Below are 13,923 nucleotides of genomic sequence, written 5' to 3'. Positions count from 1 at the left end.
TGTGCCAGCTGAAATATACATTGATGGTGCAAGTGCAGGTAATCCAGGTCCCTCTGGCATCGGCATTTTCATTAAATATGATGGAAAGGCTGAATCCTTCTCCATTCCTCTTAGATCAATGAGCAATCACGAAGCAGAATTTTCCGCTCTGATCGAGGGGATGAAAATATGCGCGGAAAAAGGATTGCGTACCGTTTCATTTCGAACAGATTCACAAGTAGTTGACCGCGCAGCCAATGCAGGATTTGCTAAAAATCCAGCCTTTCAGCATTTTATCAAAGAGATGATCGAACTTCAAAGCCAGTTTGATTTATTTTTCATTAAATGGATTCCGAGTAAGGAAAATCAAATAGCGGATCAGCTCGCTAGAAAAGCGATTCACCTTTCTAAAGGATGAATCGCTTTTTTTCGGTTATGCTAATGTGTGTGAGGTGATACTGATTGGATAAAGAAAATAAAGGTCGTGTCACAAATGGGACAACCCCACAAGGTGATGCGCAAACAAAAGATAAACAGCCACTATCTCAGCTGGAAAATAGAGCGAAGAAAAGCAATACAAAAAGATGAACCTGAGAGATCGGCTTTAGCTGATCTCTATTGTACTTAAACGATTCATCATCGGTTCGATTCCTTTGATTTGATGGTACCTCAGCATAGCAGCAGCACGTTCTTGATTGATGTTCATTTTCGTCTCATCAATTGGACAGCTGAGCGGGACATCACATTTGATCTCTGCCAATAGACGAGAAAGCTTCAGATCTTCTAATCCTGCTTGCATTTTCTTTTGCTGTGCAGCCGTTAGTTCATGGACATTTTCTAGCAAACCGTCAATCGTTTCATATGTTTGGATAAATTTTAATGCGGTTTTTTCTCCGATTCCTTTGACACCTGGATAATTATCACTTGCATCACCCATGAGTGCTTTCATATCGATCAGCGCCTTTGGAGAGATTCCCATTTCCTCTTCGAATAAGGCTTTTGTATAATGCTTATAATTGCCAATTCCTTTTTGCATCAAGGCAACAGTGACTTGTTCATTCAAAATTTGCAGCAAATCTTTGTCTCCAGTTAGGACAGTCACCCGTGCTTCTTTTTGGTAGAGCGCAGCAAGAGTACCGATACAATCATCTGCTTCAAAGCCCTTTAAACCAATGTTTACAATTCCCAGTTCTTCTGTAGCTTCTTTTGCTAAATCGAATTGCGGAATGAGCTCGACAGGCGCCTCTCCCCGATTTGCTTTATAATCTTGAAACAATTCGTTTCGGTATGTTTGGCTTCCCATATCCCAGCAGCAAACAATATGAGTTGGCTCAAATGTCTGTACAGCCGTTAATAAGTGCTTTAAATAGCCATTGACTCCATTTGTCGGCACACCGTGATCATTTATCATAAAATTGCGATGTACAGCCGTTGCATAAAACGATCTGAACAAAAGCGCCATTCCATCTACAAGCAGTACGTGTTTATTCATTCTTATAAACTCCCTTTTTCAAAACAATACTCCTATTCTATCACAGAACACAAAACTCGACATAAAAAAGGCGCCTTCTTCTTTTAGAAAAGAAGAGGCACCCTGTTTACTTTTGACCGTATTGCATTTTTTTCGACTCTGCTTCTGCATAGGACGGCATGTCTTTTTGTTTAGGGTCACCACGCTCATCCTGCTGCTTTGTCTGTTGCTTTTTTTTCATGATCATTCCCCTTTCTCGGTACATTCATTAAGATGACCAAAAAAGAGAAAGTTACTCTTTACTTCTGTTTCCGCTTGACATACTCCCTGACCATATCGTTCGTCACATGCTTACGCAGCGGAACAATACCGCCTCGTGCAAGCTCATTCATCTTCGACGTAATGGCATTGATGTCGTCTGTTGTAAATGGCTCGTTTTGCTCACATTTGAATACAGCAGTCTCTATTGCTTGTTCTCTTTTCTGTTCAAGCTCAAGAAAGGACTGAATATGAGCATGCTGCTTTTGTGAGTGAGCGGAAATCTCTTCGTGTACGCTCGTCATTTTCTATCAACTGCTTTCTTTTTTATTTAGTCTACCATGAATCAAATGGTTTTCAACTGGTTCTTCCATTCGTTTGTTTGTTCATATACTTGTTCAATTACCGCCTGTTCTTTGGCATCTGTCGTTAGGCTCGTGATAAATGTTTGTTTTTGTTCACTTAGCTGCTCGAGCGCTTCTGTTTCATATCTTTCAGTAAAGGTCTTCACCATTGTGTCGTACCTGCTCAGTAATTCTTCTTTTTCTTTATCTGCCCATTTCGTGGTTAACTGATGAAGAATATCTCGAATCGCTTCAATGAACGCAGCCTTTCCATTCTGTTCAAAGAAAACTTTCGCTGATTTTTGCTTCTTTAAGAGCGGTTCGAATGGCGTCAGTTCAGCTTCGACTTCAATTTGTTTCAGCTCAGCATTTTTCTCTTCTGGCGGCGAGAGTGTGAGAGAAAAGTAGGGGTCTTCTGCACTTGCCGCCTGCAATCCTTTCTCCCACTCCTCTTGGAAATATTGATGAATAAACGATTCCATTCGGATATCAAGCGCCTTTAACTCCTGTACAAATTCAAATTCATAATCCTTCAGTGCCTGTTCAAGCGCTTTTTTCAACTGCTGCCTGAAGTCTCCTTGAGATCTTCCAGGGTAAAAGGCTGTCTTTAACAGATCATTCGCAAATAGTGATAGGCGCTGCACAATATGATAGAGCTGTTCATGTAAGTCCTTTTTCACACTTTCTGTCACTAGCTTAGATTGTTTGATATGGCTCATTTGATCAAGAATCGCTTCATAGGATGTGTCTATCTTTTTCTTTTCCGCTTGCTTCTCATCTTCTGACTGATGCAGTGTCGCATGCAGCTTGTCGACTGTGCTACATAACCTGCCGGCTTCAAAATACAAAAGCTCGATCGCATCTTTCGTTAATTCTTCCTCAATAAAATAGTCGAGCTGTTTTCTAAGCTTTGCATATTGATTATAAGCTGTCTCTCCCTTTCCTTCGATTTCTTCCTTACTGGACACATGATGAAGGTTTGGGTTTCGGATGCCTTCTTTTGTGAGCTCATTTTTCACATAGTCAAAGACGGTGTCAAGCTCTGCTTGATCCTTTGCGAGGTCAGCTGCATTGATAATAAAGAACATTTTATCCATGCTAAATGAATCTTTTACAAGCCCAAGCTTACGTAAAAATGACCGATCTGCCTTCGAGAAAGAGTGCTGGTAGTAAGTTAAATAAAGAAGAGCATCTGCGTCCTTCATATATTGAAAGGCAATCTCTGTATGGCGCTTATTCATACTGCTGGCGCCTGGCGTATCAACAATAGTCAGCCCTTTATCTGTTAAAGGTGTACTCAAATACACCGTCACTTCCTTCACCACACAAGAAACAGCTTCTTCTGCCACATATGGCCTCAGTTCTTGAAGAGTGACATGAAGCGGCGTTTGCTTCGTAATGTGATGAAGGAAACGTGTATGCGCTTGTAAAAAATGTTCAACAATGATGCGGTGATCTTGTTCAAGCTGTCTTTTTTTCAGCGTTCGTTCGAGCTTGGATGTAAACGTCTCTCCCTTTTCTTCTGAGATTGAAAATCCGAGGATCTGATTGAGCTCCTCTAATATATCCTGTTCTGTTTTGAACACCACTTTTACACTTTCATGCGGGTGATCTTCCGTCGGTCGCGTCAGCTTATTAATCGTTGCCGTTGTTGGCGTGGGAGAGGATGGCAGTACCTTTTTCCCAACAAGGGCATTTGCAAAGGAAGATTTCCCCGAACTAAAAGCCCCAAATAAAGCGAGTGTGAATTCTTTCGCTTGCAGCCGCTTTGTTCGTTTTTCAAAGGACTTTCTTTGAGATTTGAGAGCGTCTAATGGCAATAAAATCTGAGAAAGCTGTTCAAACTGGTCAATTGACTGTGCCGTCGTGACATGCTGTGACTGACGCATTTGATGTTGCTCTGTCTGCTTCTGCGGTTTTTCTTGCTCGCTCTCTTCGGGATGAATGGGCGCGTGATCCTGCTTTAGCTGGTCATGCTGCATCCGTCTCTTTTTCGCATAAAACCAATCTTCTTCGATCTGTTCATCCGTTCCGTTTTGCCATATATCCCATACATGCTGAATATCTCGTTTCATTTGTTCATTTTTTTCGATGCACTGCTCGAGCGTTTGGAGTTCTTTTGCAGCCTGAGCCCATTTTTCTTGATGTTTTGCTTTATCTTTCATAAGCTGGGCTTTCAGCGACTCAGACATTTGTTCAATCAGTGTCATCGCTTTCTGTTTTGCCTGTCTTCTCAAGGCTTCGCCAGCATCTTTTGCATATTGCAGTACGTATTCATTGGAGAACGTCGCACCATGATGAATCACACTTTCAAGGAGTGCTTCTTGCACAGGTGTTTCAAATGCCATCACTTGATTTAATAACTCTTCACCAAGCTGATGCTTCTTGACTTCTTTTTTAAGCAGCTCAGCAATATGCCAGTCCACTTCAGCTTTCATCCTCGCTTTGACATCTGTTAAGAAGTCGGTTGCCCGTTTTTCTTTTTCTTGCTCAGTTTTATTTTTAGCAAAAAGCAGTCCCACTTTAAAGCCAGGTGCTTTTGATTCAATATAGTCGCTTGCGAGTTCCCTCATTTTAAATGGAGTGAGGTTGGCATTCTTTAAAATGCTCTCGACTTCAGAAGATACTTCATCTTCTAACTGTTTGGCTCCATTTTCAATGAAGTAGTTTTTCGCTTCAAACTCCTTTACTTCTTTTCTTTTTTCTTGAAGCTGTGAATCAAGCTCTTCACCTTGCAGCTCTTCTTTTAACGAGTCAATGTGTTCTTTTAAAACATGCTCAATTTTCTGCTCCGTATAAGCCCGAAGTGATGCTTTCGGCAACGTCTGTAATTCTTGTAGTTTTTCGATTAAACGAATCATTTCATTTCTTGGGTGCGTCTCATCGGTTACAGATGTAAAGTATAGATGATCTTCTTCAATGCCCTCTTTAAGGAGCATGTCTACCACTTGATTTTTGTAGTCTTCAAATGCTGTCTCATGCTCATCATGCCGGTCCACTTGATTCACGATGAAATAAAGATTTGGCACTTTTTCTTTAATGGAACGAATGAAACGAATGTTTTCTTCAGAATGAACATGGTTGTAGTGAACGACATAAAAAAGAGCATCTGCTTGATGAAGAATAGAGGCAGCAGACAAAAAGTGGGCATGATCCGTTGAATCAATTCCTGGCGTATCAATCAGTGCCACCTTTTCTTCCAGTCCTCTATAGTCACCGCTAATTTCCACCATCTCAATCTGTTCTCCATCCTTACAAAAACGCTGTACTGCTTCTTTATCATAAGAACCGCTCATTTTTACAAAACGGTCATCAGAGGTGTGAAGCTGCACTTCACTTTCCCCTTTCCTCACGACGACCAAGTTTGCACTTGTTGGGATTGGGCTCGTTGGCAAAATGTGATCATGAAGCAGATGATTCACAAGTGATGACTTTCCAGCAGAATAGTGGCCGGTAAATGCGATATACACTTCTTCTTCTGCTTCCTTTTTGATAATCGATGCAAGTTTGGCTGCGCGCTCATGATCATCCCTTTTGAGAAAGCTTTGATATAAAGCTCCTGTAGTTTGAACGAGCGAATCTCGAATAGACAAGTCTTTCATGACGATAAACCCCTTTGTTTTTAGAAAAGTCAGTTATGTATGTGATACCATTTTACACAAAATAAAGAGATTTTTCTTCTGATCTCAGGAAATAAAAAAAATCTGCTGCCCGATCAGTCGCAATTGACTGAGATCAGGAAGCAGATTTTTTGGAGACACCTTTTAATACGAAGCCAATTAATAGGCTGTATATACACACCGTACCGAGTAAGAAAATCATTGTCATGTGATCACCGTCCATCCTTCATGATTGAGAATGCTTATCATTAATGAAAGTGTAGCACAATTGATAATGATTTTCAATATTAATTTAGCAAATACTGATTTAACGCTTTCTCCTCTGTTTGAATTCTTACAGCCATCATCCATGCATTTAAACACGTAAACAAAATGGCAGTGACATACGCCTCAAACAATAGCGGGATCAGCAAAAGCTCAATCGCCACGACTACATAGTTAGGGTGTTTCAACCAGCGATACGGCCCTTTTTTTACAATCATTGCGTTTGGCACGACTAAAATCTTTGTATTCCAGTACGTCCCAAGGGAGCATAATGCCCAGTATCGAATGACCTGTGTAGCCATCAGTAAAAGGAGCAGCACAAGAAAATACCGGGACGGCCCCTTATGTAAAAGCCCTATCTCAACTATGAGTGAGAGAAAAAAGGCCGTATGCATAGCGACCATATAGGGATAATGACTAGCACCAAATTCAATGGCACCTATCGCTTTTACTTTTCTTTCATTTCTTTTGGCCACAATCATTTCAATGAGCCGCTGACAAACGAAGAAACCGATAACAAGCCAAATGATCATGACAAGACCTCCTCCCATTTCATAAGCAGCAGTTCCGAGGAAAAGCCTGGACCAAGCGCCCCGCAAAGGCCAATATCCCCCGCTTCAGCTGATTGATGTTCAAGAAAATGCTTGATGACATACAAAACTGTGGCAGAGGACATATTTCCGTGTTGTTTGAGTACTTCTTTTGAAGAAAATAGCTGATCCTCTCGTAAAGATAGACTTTCAACATAGGCATCAATCACTTTTTTTCCTCCAGGATGGGCAAGAAAAACGGATAAGTCTTTAGTTGAACATCCAAGCTCCTCTAAAAATCGATCCACCTGCTCTTTTAACCAGCCTGAAATCATAGACGGTATGTCACGGGAGAAAATAACCCGAAAGCCGTCACTTGTAAATTCCCAGCCCATCACATCCTCAGAATCCTTCATCGTGACGGATTGTGTGCTTAGTACTTTAGGGACTGTTTTTAAATGGGCATATTCTAGTGCAGCCGTTTCTCCAGCTAAAAGAGCCGCAGCCGTCCCGTCTCCAAATAAGGAGGTGCCGATTAAATTGCTTTTTGATTGATCTTGCGGCTGAAAGGTTAAACTGCACAGCTCACAGGCAACGACGAGCACCTTTGCTTCTGGATATGCCCTTATGTATTCATAAGCCCGAGACAGCCCTGCCGCACCACCCCCGCACCCTAGCCCCCAGATCGGTACTCGTTTCGTATAAGGAGAAAAAGGAAGTACGTTCATCAGCTTTGCATCAAGACTTGGGGTCGATAAGCCGGTACTTGAAATAAAAAACAGTGCATCGATCTCTTCAACCGGGATCGGCTTTTTCAGAAACGCCTTCTCTTGAAGACAATGTAAGATCGCTTCTTTTGCATGAGCCAGTGCCTTCTCCAAATAGATATTGTTTTTCTCTTCAAAAGAGTGGTGCGTCTGATACCATTCAATGGGCTGTACAAATTGCCTGCTCTCAATTTCTCCATTTTGAAAAGCTCTCAGCAGCCGATCAATATCTTTAAACGATCGTTTAAATTGAGACCTAGCAAATTCAGCAGCTGTTTTCTGATCCACGTGATGCTTCGGGTGACTCGTTCCAATTGAAAGAATGTACGTCATCGGCTTCACCTCTTTTTTCGGTTAATATCCCCTATCGAAAAAAGGATATACATGCCAAATCGTCACAATTCAGTCAAAACATTTTCCTCCGTCTAACTTTTTGTCTTGACGACAATTGATAAATATTGGATAATATAGTTGAAAACATGATGTAGTTTTCCTCCTTCACAGGTTCGTTCCAAGCCAAGCGAACCTGCTTTTTTTATGCAAAAAAACACCTCTTAATGAGAGGTGTTTACATAACAGATTGCTTAGGTTCTTCTATCAGGTCCTGCCCTGTTTCTTTTTTAAATGGAATCATGTGATAAATAATATGAAGCAAAATAGCGGTAAAGCTACCGGCCACGATTCCGTTACTTGTTAATAATTTCATTGATTCTGGCAAATGCTCAAACATTTGCGGCACGACGGTGACACCTAAGCCGATCCCAACTGAGCAAGCAACAATTAGTAGGTTTTCCTGTTTGGCAAAATCCACGCGCGAGAGCATTTTAATACCGTAGGCAATGACCATCCCAAACATGGCGACCATTGCGCCGCCAAGAACTGATTTTGGAATAATCGTCGTAAATGCAGCAATTTTAGGAAAAAGTCCAAATAACATGAGCAATGCTCCTGTCACAACGATGACTTGATTTTTCTTGACTCCTGTCAACTGGATCAACCCAACGTTTTGCGAGTAGGCTGTGTAAGGAAATGCATTGAAAATACCACCTAATAAAACAGCAATCCCCTCTGCGCGATAGCCTTTCGCTAAATCCTTCTCTTTTAATGACCGGTTTGTTAAATCACCTAATGCGAAATAAACACCTGTTGATTCGACTAATGACACAATCGCAACTAACGTCATCGTCATAATGGGTGCAAATTCAAAGGTAGGCATGCCGAAATAAAATGGTTCAATTATACGAAAAACTTGAGCGTTCGCCACCTCAGCTGTTTCCACTTTCCCCATAAATGCAGCGACTGCTGTCCCAAGGAGAATACCAATTAAAATGGCGATCGCCTTCATAAAGCCTTTTGTGAATCGATAGAGCAGCACAATGATAAACAGCACAAGGAAAGCGAGGCCTAGATTTTCAAAAGAACCATAATCTGCACTTCCTTCTCCACCTGCCATATTGTTCATCGCTACCGGAATAAGGGTAATGCCAATAATGGTGACGACAGACCCTGTCACAACAGGCGGGAAAAATTTCACAAGCTTCCCAAAGAAAAAGGAAAGAAGAATGATGATACACCCCGAAGCGATAATACTTCCATAGATAGACGAAATCCCGTATTTAGAGCCAATCGCAATCATAGGAGAAACCGCAGTAAATGTACAGCCTAATACAACAGGCAAACCGATACCAAAGAAACGGTTTTTCCATACTTGAAGAAGTGTGGCAGCCCCGCACATGAAAATATCTGCCGAGATTAAGTAAGTCAGCTGTGCAGGGGTGAGGCCGAGCGCATCTCCCACAATGAGCGGCACTAGAACGGCACCTGCATACATTGCCAGCACATGCTGAATCCCTAGCGAGAGCGTTTTGGCTTTTTTAGCGGCACTCATGATTGTACCTCCCGTACAAACGTGACTTTCCCTTCCTCAAGTGATTCAATACGTGCAAGGGACTCGACGCGGTAGCCCATTTGAACAAGCGCATTCCTTCCGGGCTGAAATGACTTTTCAATGACAATGCCAAATCCGGCTACTTTCGCCTTCGCCTGCTTTGCGATTGCAGCAAGCCCTTTAGCGGCTTCACCGTTCGCTAAAAAGTCATCAATGATTAATACACAATCTTTTTCACTGAGATGCGTATTTGAAACAGCGATCGTGCTTTCTACTTTTTTCGTAAAAGAGTACACACTCGCTGTTAATAGGTTATCTGTTAGTGTTAGTGATTGACGTTTTCGAGCAAAGACAACTGGTACTTGAAGAGCTAGTCCAGCCATCACAGCAGGTGCAATGCCAGAAGATTCGATTGTGACAATTTTTGTAATGCCATCATGCTTGAATAATCTAGCAAACTCTTGCCCGATCTCATGCATTAACACAGGATCAATTTGATGATTTAAAAAGGCATCTACCTTTAACACTTGATTTGACAGAACGATTCCTTCGTTCTCAATTTTTTGACGTAACAATTCCATCATTCTTCCTCCCAGCATATTGGCAAACATTTTAATTTTTTGCATAAAAAAAGCATTGCTGTCCATGAGGAGCAAGCAATGCGAAAACGATCCACGGATCTTCAGCTCAAACAAGAGCTGTTTCATTTTGCTCACTCATAGTCGGACCGTATCGGTGTCCGGTAGAAACTTGCGTGCCATCATCACGCGATTATATGAGTGTTATAGTGTTCAAATTATAACAAGATTTCAGACGCTTGGAAAGCACTTTTCCAGAAAAATACCGAACTTAAATAATAGATCAGATCAAAATGTTCGTTTTTAGAATATTCAAGCATCAAAAAAGCACCCTTCTGAGCAAAGGGTGCCTTTTATTTAAGATAAATACAATTTCGTATATTTATCTGTTAAATAATCGATTAAATATTGCACATTTAATTCCTCACCAGTCGCATCTTGAATGATTTCAGATGGTTTTTTGCGTTTTCCATGCTGGTGGACATGTTCTGTGAGCCATTCTTTTATCGGTGCAAAAGACCCATTTTGAATCAGCTCATCAAAATTCGGTAAATCTTTGATCATTTGGTGCTTTAGTTGCGCCGCATACATATAACCAAGCGCATATGAAGGGAAATATCCAAAGCTTCCATCAGACCAGTGAACATCCTGCAAAATGCCGAGTGCATCATTAGGAGGCGTAATGCCAAGATACGCTTTATATTTTTCATTCCACAGTGTAGGCAGGTCTTCAACTGCTACTTCTTCATTAAAAATCGCTTTTTCAATTTCATAGCGGATGATAATGTGAAGCGGATACGTCAGTTCATCTGCCTCAATTCGAATGTAAGTCGGCTTCGATTCATTCACTGCATGCACAAAGTCTTCTAAAGAGACATCTTTAAATTGCTCAGGAGACGCTTCTTGCAGCTTATGATAATACGTTTTCCAGAAATCTTCATGTCTGCCGATAAAATTCTCAAAGAAAAGAGACTGTGATTCATGGATCCCCATTGATGTGCCATCACATAATAGCGTTCCGCTCAGTGCCTCATCAATGTTTTGCTCGTAGATGGCATGACCACACTCATGAATCGTGCCAAAGATCGCCATCCGAAAATCATGCTCATCATAACGGGTCGTCACACGAACGTCCCCTCTGCTCAATGTCACAGCAAACGGATGAACCGTTGTATCCAGACGCCCTGCGTCAAAGTCATACCCCAATTCTTTTAAGAAGAAGAGACTCAGTTCCTTTTGTTTGTCGATCGGAAAACTTTTCGATAAAAATGAAGTATCCGGCTTATGAGGAGAGGCTTCGATTTTTTTCACGAGAGGAACAATGGCATCACGAAGTGCACCAAACTTTTGATCGAGCTGTTCAACTGTCATATCTGGCTCATAGTTATTGAGCAGCACATCGTATGGCGTTTGTTTCACGCCCCAATATTGAATAAAGCGCTTGTTAAAATCAATGAGCTGTTTTAAGTATGGTGCAAAGAGTGAAAAGTCTGATTTCTCCCTTGCTTCTACCCAGACATGCTCTGCTTTTGATTGCAAAATCGAGTATTCTTTAAATTCTTCTTTCGGAATTTTGCTGTTTTCATCATACTCTTTTTGTGATAATTCGAGCGCCTTTTGTGTATCTTTTGACAGCTCATCTCGATGTTTGTTTAATGCGTGAAGAAGATCTCTCATTTCATCAGAAGTCTTCATATTAAAAATATCACTTGATAATTGACCGATGGTTTCAGCTCTGAAATCGGCGCTTTTTTTAGGCGCCTGTGTTCTAGAGTCCCAATAAAGTAAATGGAGCGCCTCCGTATAATGGGCGATTTTTCCTAGTAATTGATAAAACGCTTTCTCTTTTGCTTCAAGACTCATACGTTTGTTCCCCCAATCAATAAAATATGTATGTACGTTTCAAGGCTACTTCAAGGAATGTTCTTTTGTCAATGAAAAAGGAGGATACTCAGATGGTATCCTCCTCTTTTCCTCGTTCGGGCGTTATTTAGATGATTGGCTTGACTGGCATAACGGATTCAATTTTACTTTGAAGCTCTGTATCTTCCTTACGGTCAAAATAAATATGAATGGTTCCTGCATCTTGGCTTGTCCGAATCAGCCTTCCAATACCTTGTCGCAAGCGCAGCAGCATATACGGAAGGTCAACTTCAGCACGAGCATCCTTTGCTTCATTCCGTTTTGCCTCAAATACCGGATCATGAGGCGGGTAAGGAAGTCCCCAGATGATCACATTTGTTAGTGATTGTCCTGGAATATCCAGCCCTTCCCAAAGGTGAACAGAGCATAACACGGATGTCTCATCTGCTTGGAACTTTTGAACAATCGTGCTGATTTCCTCGTCTCCCTCAAAATACACGTGGAAAGGCAGTGATTCATCCGATGCCTCAAGCTGCTTTCTAAAGAAATGAAGTTCATCAAATGAAGGGAACAAAATCAGAGATCGTCCTCCGTTTTCTTTCAGCTGAGTGATCACTTGCTGTCCTTTTGCCTCTTGCTCTTGAAGCTGCTGAATCCCGTGGAAATAAATCTTCATTTGCTCATCGTAATCATACGGAGAAGCGACACTCATTGATAAATAATCTTTGATCCCAAGACTTTCAGCTAAATAATCAAAGGATTGATTTTCAGACAATGTAGCAGAAGAGAAAATGTATGGTCTTTTTTGCGAGAATACTTTTTCACCAAGCACCTCTGCGACTGTCTTTGGCATCACAACAAATGTCGTATCTAACTCCTGCTTTTCAAGCCAGCTAATCGCATTTTTTTGATATAGCGACAGAGAATACGCCATTTGTTCAATGTACTCTTCCACAACAGACAATTCGTATTGATCGATTGTATACATCTCTGATTCAAACACGAGTGCTTCTCCGATTTTTTCAAGCAAATCACACAATTCACTTGCAGACCGCTTCACTTCATCCACACGTCCAATTTCAAGTCGATGCGAGCCCTTGATTTCTTTGGCATGTGTTTTTAAGAGATAGAAGAACTCATCGTTTGTGGCAAGTGCATCTTCAACGAGCTCGGCAAACTCTTCACGTATATCGTTTTGCAACAGGCGCTCTAAAAATGTTTCGAGCATTGATTGCTTCACTCGGTACGTCAGTGCTTTTTGTGCGGCAAATTCAAGAAGGTGCCCTTCATCAAATACGACGGAGCTATGTTCTGGAAGCAGCGGAAGCTGGCCCTCGCGTTTGCGGGATTCCTTCGTCCACACATGCTCCATGTAAAAATCATGAGAACAGATGATGAGATCGGTTGCTTTCCGGTAATGATCTCTTGATAAATTCAGACCGCAGCGATGACGCATATCGCACGTCAAGCAGTCTTGAAACGAATCATAGCCAATGCGTGACCATTCATCATTTGATAGTTCTGGATACTCTTTTCGATCACCATACGGATAAAAGTTTTGCATGCCATGTGATTCATGAACAAATGAAGGAAGCGATTCATAAATATCGAGCCACTTCTCATCATCTTCACGCTGCATGGTTTTCTCTAGTTTCTTTAAGCATAAATATTGGTCATGCGATTTACTTAATCTCGCATCTATTTGAATATCAAGGTGATTGGCAATTTTATAGATATCACCCTCTTGTTTCACCAGCTGTTCAATTAACGTTTCGTCTGCACATGCAATAATCGCAGGTTTCCCTGTATACCTTGCATATGTGACCGCAAATAATAGATAGACGATGGTTTTGCCTGTGCCTACCCCAGCTTCGGCAAACATCACACTTTTTTCTTTAAAGGCTCTTTCTAGTTGAAAAGCCATAAATATTTGTTCATCTCGAAGATCAAAGCCCTTTTCTGGCAAAATGTCATAGAACACATCACCAATCCAGTTGCCCAGTTCTTCGTAAAAATTATGTTCTTTTGATAATGAAAAAGGCAAACGAGATGCTGTCACCTGCTTCAACCCCCAACTTTTGAATCATTCAGACATTCAATAGTAACATTTATGCTGGGGAATGACAATCTTTTTTACGACCGCAAACGATGTTGATAGGTTTCTTTCATTAAAAATGCATGCTCTGAACGCTCTATGTAAGCCTGAGCAAGCGCTAAATCTTCGATGGCTGCTGTCAACTGAGCAGATTGTCCACCTTCTTGCCCTTCAATTTTTTGAGCAGTCGAAGCGAGTGCTTTTTGGATTAACTGAAATTGATCATATTGTATCATGGAGACACCTCTTTTTTTAAAATCAAGTTC

Annotated in this window: 13 protein-coding genes and 1 riboswitch; of the genes, 2 read left to right on the top strand and 11 right to left on the bottom strand. The window is 41.3% G+C overall.

Translation table 11 applies throughout. From position 1 onward, the window contains the following. The first annotated feature begins 1 nt into the window (after position 1). On the top strand, positions 2-397 hold the full coding sequence (locus ACSSTM_RS01850; RefSeq protein ID WP_034660999.1) for a reverse transcriptase-like protein: 396 nt from the start codon (positions 2-4) through the stop codon (positions 395-397). 44 nt (positions 398-441) lie between these two features. Beyond that, positions 442-567 (top strand): hypothetical protein, encoded by a 126-nt coding sequence (locus ACSSTM_RS01845; protein WP_003215584.1) that lies wholly within the window; start codon positions 442-444, stop codon positions 565-567. Between the two features lie 16 nt (positions 568-583). On the opposite strand, the gene ACSSTM_RS01840 is transcribed toward ACSSTM_RS01845, so the two are convergent. The 11 genes from ACSSTM_RS01840 to ACSSTM_RS01790 form a co-directional block, all read right to left on the bottom strand. Then, a complete protein-coding gene (locus tag ACSSTM_RS01840) occupies positions 584-1,471 on the bottom strand; it encodes a 5'-3' exonuclease (protein WP_095285310.1) in 888 nt (295 codons plus the stop codon). A gap of 278 nt (positions 1,472-1,749) precedes the next feature. Beyond that, the gene (locus ACSSTM_RS01835; RefSeq protein WP_034661003.1) at positions 1,750-2,013 is read right to left on the bottom strand and encodes a YpbS family protein; all 264 of its coding nucleotides are present in this window, start codon (positions 2,011-2,013) and stop codon (positions 1,750-1,752) included. A gap of 41 nt (positions 2,014-2,054) precedes the next feature. Continuing rightward, complete coding sequence (locus ACSSTM_RS01830) at positions 2,055-5,654, bottom strand: dynamin family protein (protein WP_437403965.1); 3,600 nt, start codon at positions 5,652-5,654, stop codon at positions 2,055-2,057. A 133-nt stretch (positions 5,655-5,787) separates the two neighbouring features. Continuing rightward, on the bottom strand, positions 5,788-5,874 hold the full coding sequence (locus ACSSTM_RS01825; RefSeq protein ID WP_223256532.1) for a Fur-regulated basic protein FbpC: 87 nt from the start codon (positions 5,872-5,874) through the stop codon (positions 5,788-5,790). An 85-nt stretch (positions 5,875-5,959) separates the two neighbouring features. After that, on the bottom strand, positions 5,960-6,469 hold the full coding sequence (locus tag ACSSTM_RS01820) for an isoprenylcysteine carboxyl methyltransferase family protein (RefSeq protein WP_095285313.1): 510 nt from the start codon (positions 6,467-6,469) through the stop codon (positions 5,960-5,962). Then, on the bottom strand, positions 6,466-7,566 hold the full coding sequence (locus tag ACSSTM_RS01815; RefSeq protein ID WP_095285314.1) for a type III polyketide synthase: 1,101 nt from the start codon (positions 7,564-7,566) through the stop codon (positions 6,466-6,468). Before ACSSTM_RS01815 ends, ACSSTM_RS01820 begins: the two co-directional genes overlap by 4 nt. 235 nt (positions 7,567-7,801) lie before the next feature. Next, positions 7,802-9,121: a xanthine permease PbuX gene (gene pbuX / locus ACSSTM_RS01810; protein WP_095285315.1), complete on the bottom strand. Its 1,320-nt coding sequence runs from the start codon at positions 9,119-9,121 to the stop codon at positions 7,802-7,804. Beyond that, positions 9,118-9,702, bottom strand: coding sequence for a xanthine phosphoribosyltransferase (gene xpt / locus ACSSTM_RS01805; RefSeq protein WP_034661972.1), 585 nt, complete (start codon positions 9,700-9,702; stop codon positions 9,118-9,120). Before xpt ends, pbuX begins: the two co-directional genes overlap by 4 nt. A 118-nt stretch (positions 9,703-9,820) precedes the next feature. Further along, a riboswitch (purine riboswitch) is annotated at positions 9,821-9,920 on the bottom strand. Between the two features lie 136 nt (positions 9,921-10,056). Then, positions 10,057-11,562, bottom strand: coding sequence for a carboxypeptidase M32 (locus tag ACSSTM_RS01800; RefSeq protein ID WP_095285316.1), 1,506 nt, complete (start codon positions 11,560-11,562; stop codon positions 10,057-10,059). A gap of 127 nt (positions 11,563-11,689) precedes the next feature. Next, positions 11,690-13,621, bottom strand: a complete 1,932-nt coding sequence (locus ACSSTM_RS01795) for an ATP-dependent DNA helicase (protein ID WP_106037928.1) — start codon at positions 13,619-13,621, stop codon at positions 11,690-11,692. Between the two features lie 74 nt (positions 13,622-13,695). Next, positions 13,696-13,893, bottom strand: coding sequence for a hypothetical protein (locus ACSSTM_RS01790; protein WP_034661010.1), 198 nt, complete (start codon positions 13,891-13,893; stop codon positions 13,696-13,698). Between the last annotated feature and the right edge of the window lie 30 nt (positions 13,894-13,923).

Source organism: Bacillus sp. RK1064, from assembly GCF_051488405.1.
Taxonomy (GTDB): domain Bacteria; phylum Bacillota; class Bacilli; order Bacillales; family Bacillaceae; genus Bacillus.
The sequence above is the reverse complement of the archived record's forward strand: the minus strand, read 5'-3'. Positions and strand labels throughout refer to the sequence as shown.

Bases quoted from the DNA above. Each gene is read 5' to 3' on its own strand.
- ACSSTM_RS01800 (WP_095285316.1), bottom strand. From the start codon at position 11,562: ATGAGTCTTGAAGCAAAAGAGAAAGCGTTTTATCAATTACTAGGAAAA.
- ACSSTM_RS01815 (WP_095285314.1), bottom strand. From the start codon at position 7,566: ATGACGTACATTCTTTCAATTGGAACGAGTCACCCGAAGCATCACGTG.
- ACSSTM_RS01835 (WP_034661003.1), bottom strand. From the start codon at position 2,013: ATGACGAGCGTACACGAAGAGATTTCCGCTCACTCACAAAAGCAGCAT.
- ACSSTM_RS01790 (WP_034661010.1), bottom strand. From the start codon at position 13,893: ATGATACAATATGATCAATTTCAGTTAATCCAAAAAGCACTCGCTTCG.
- ACSSTM_RS01840 (WP_095285310.1), bottom strand. From the start codon at position 1,471: ATGAATAAACACGTACTGCTTGTAGATGGAATGGCGCTTTTGTTCAGA.
- pbuX (WP_095285315.1), bottom strand. From the start codon at position 9,121: ATGAGTGCCGCTAAAAAAGCCAAAACGCTCTCGCTAGGGATTCAGCAT.
- ACSSTM_RS01820 (WP_095285313.1), bottom strand. From the start codon at position 6,469: ATGATCATTTGGCTTGTTATCGGTTTCTTCGTTTGTCAGCGGCTCATT.
- ACSSTM_RS01830 (WP_437403965.1), bottom strand. From the start codon at position 5,654: ATGAAAGACTTGTCTATTCGAGATTCGCTCGTTCAAACTACAGGAGCT.
- ACSSTM_RS01825 (WP_223256532.1), bottom strand. From the start codon at position 5,874: ATGATTTTCTTACTCGGTACGGTGTGTATATACAGCCTATTAATTGGC.
- xpt (WP_034661972.1), bottom strand. From the start codon at position 9,702: ATGGAATTGTTACGTCAAAAAATTGAGAACGAAGGAATCGTTCTGTCA.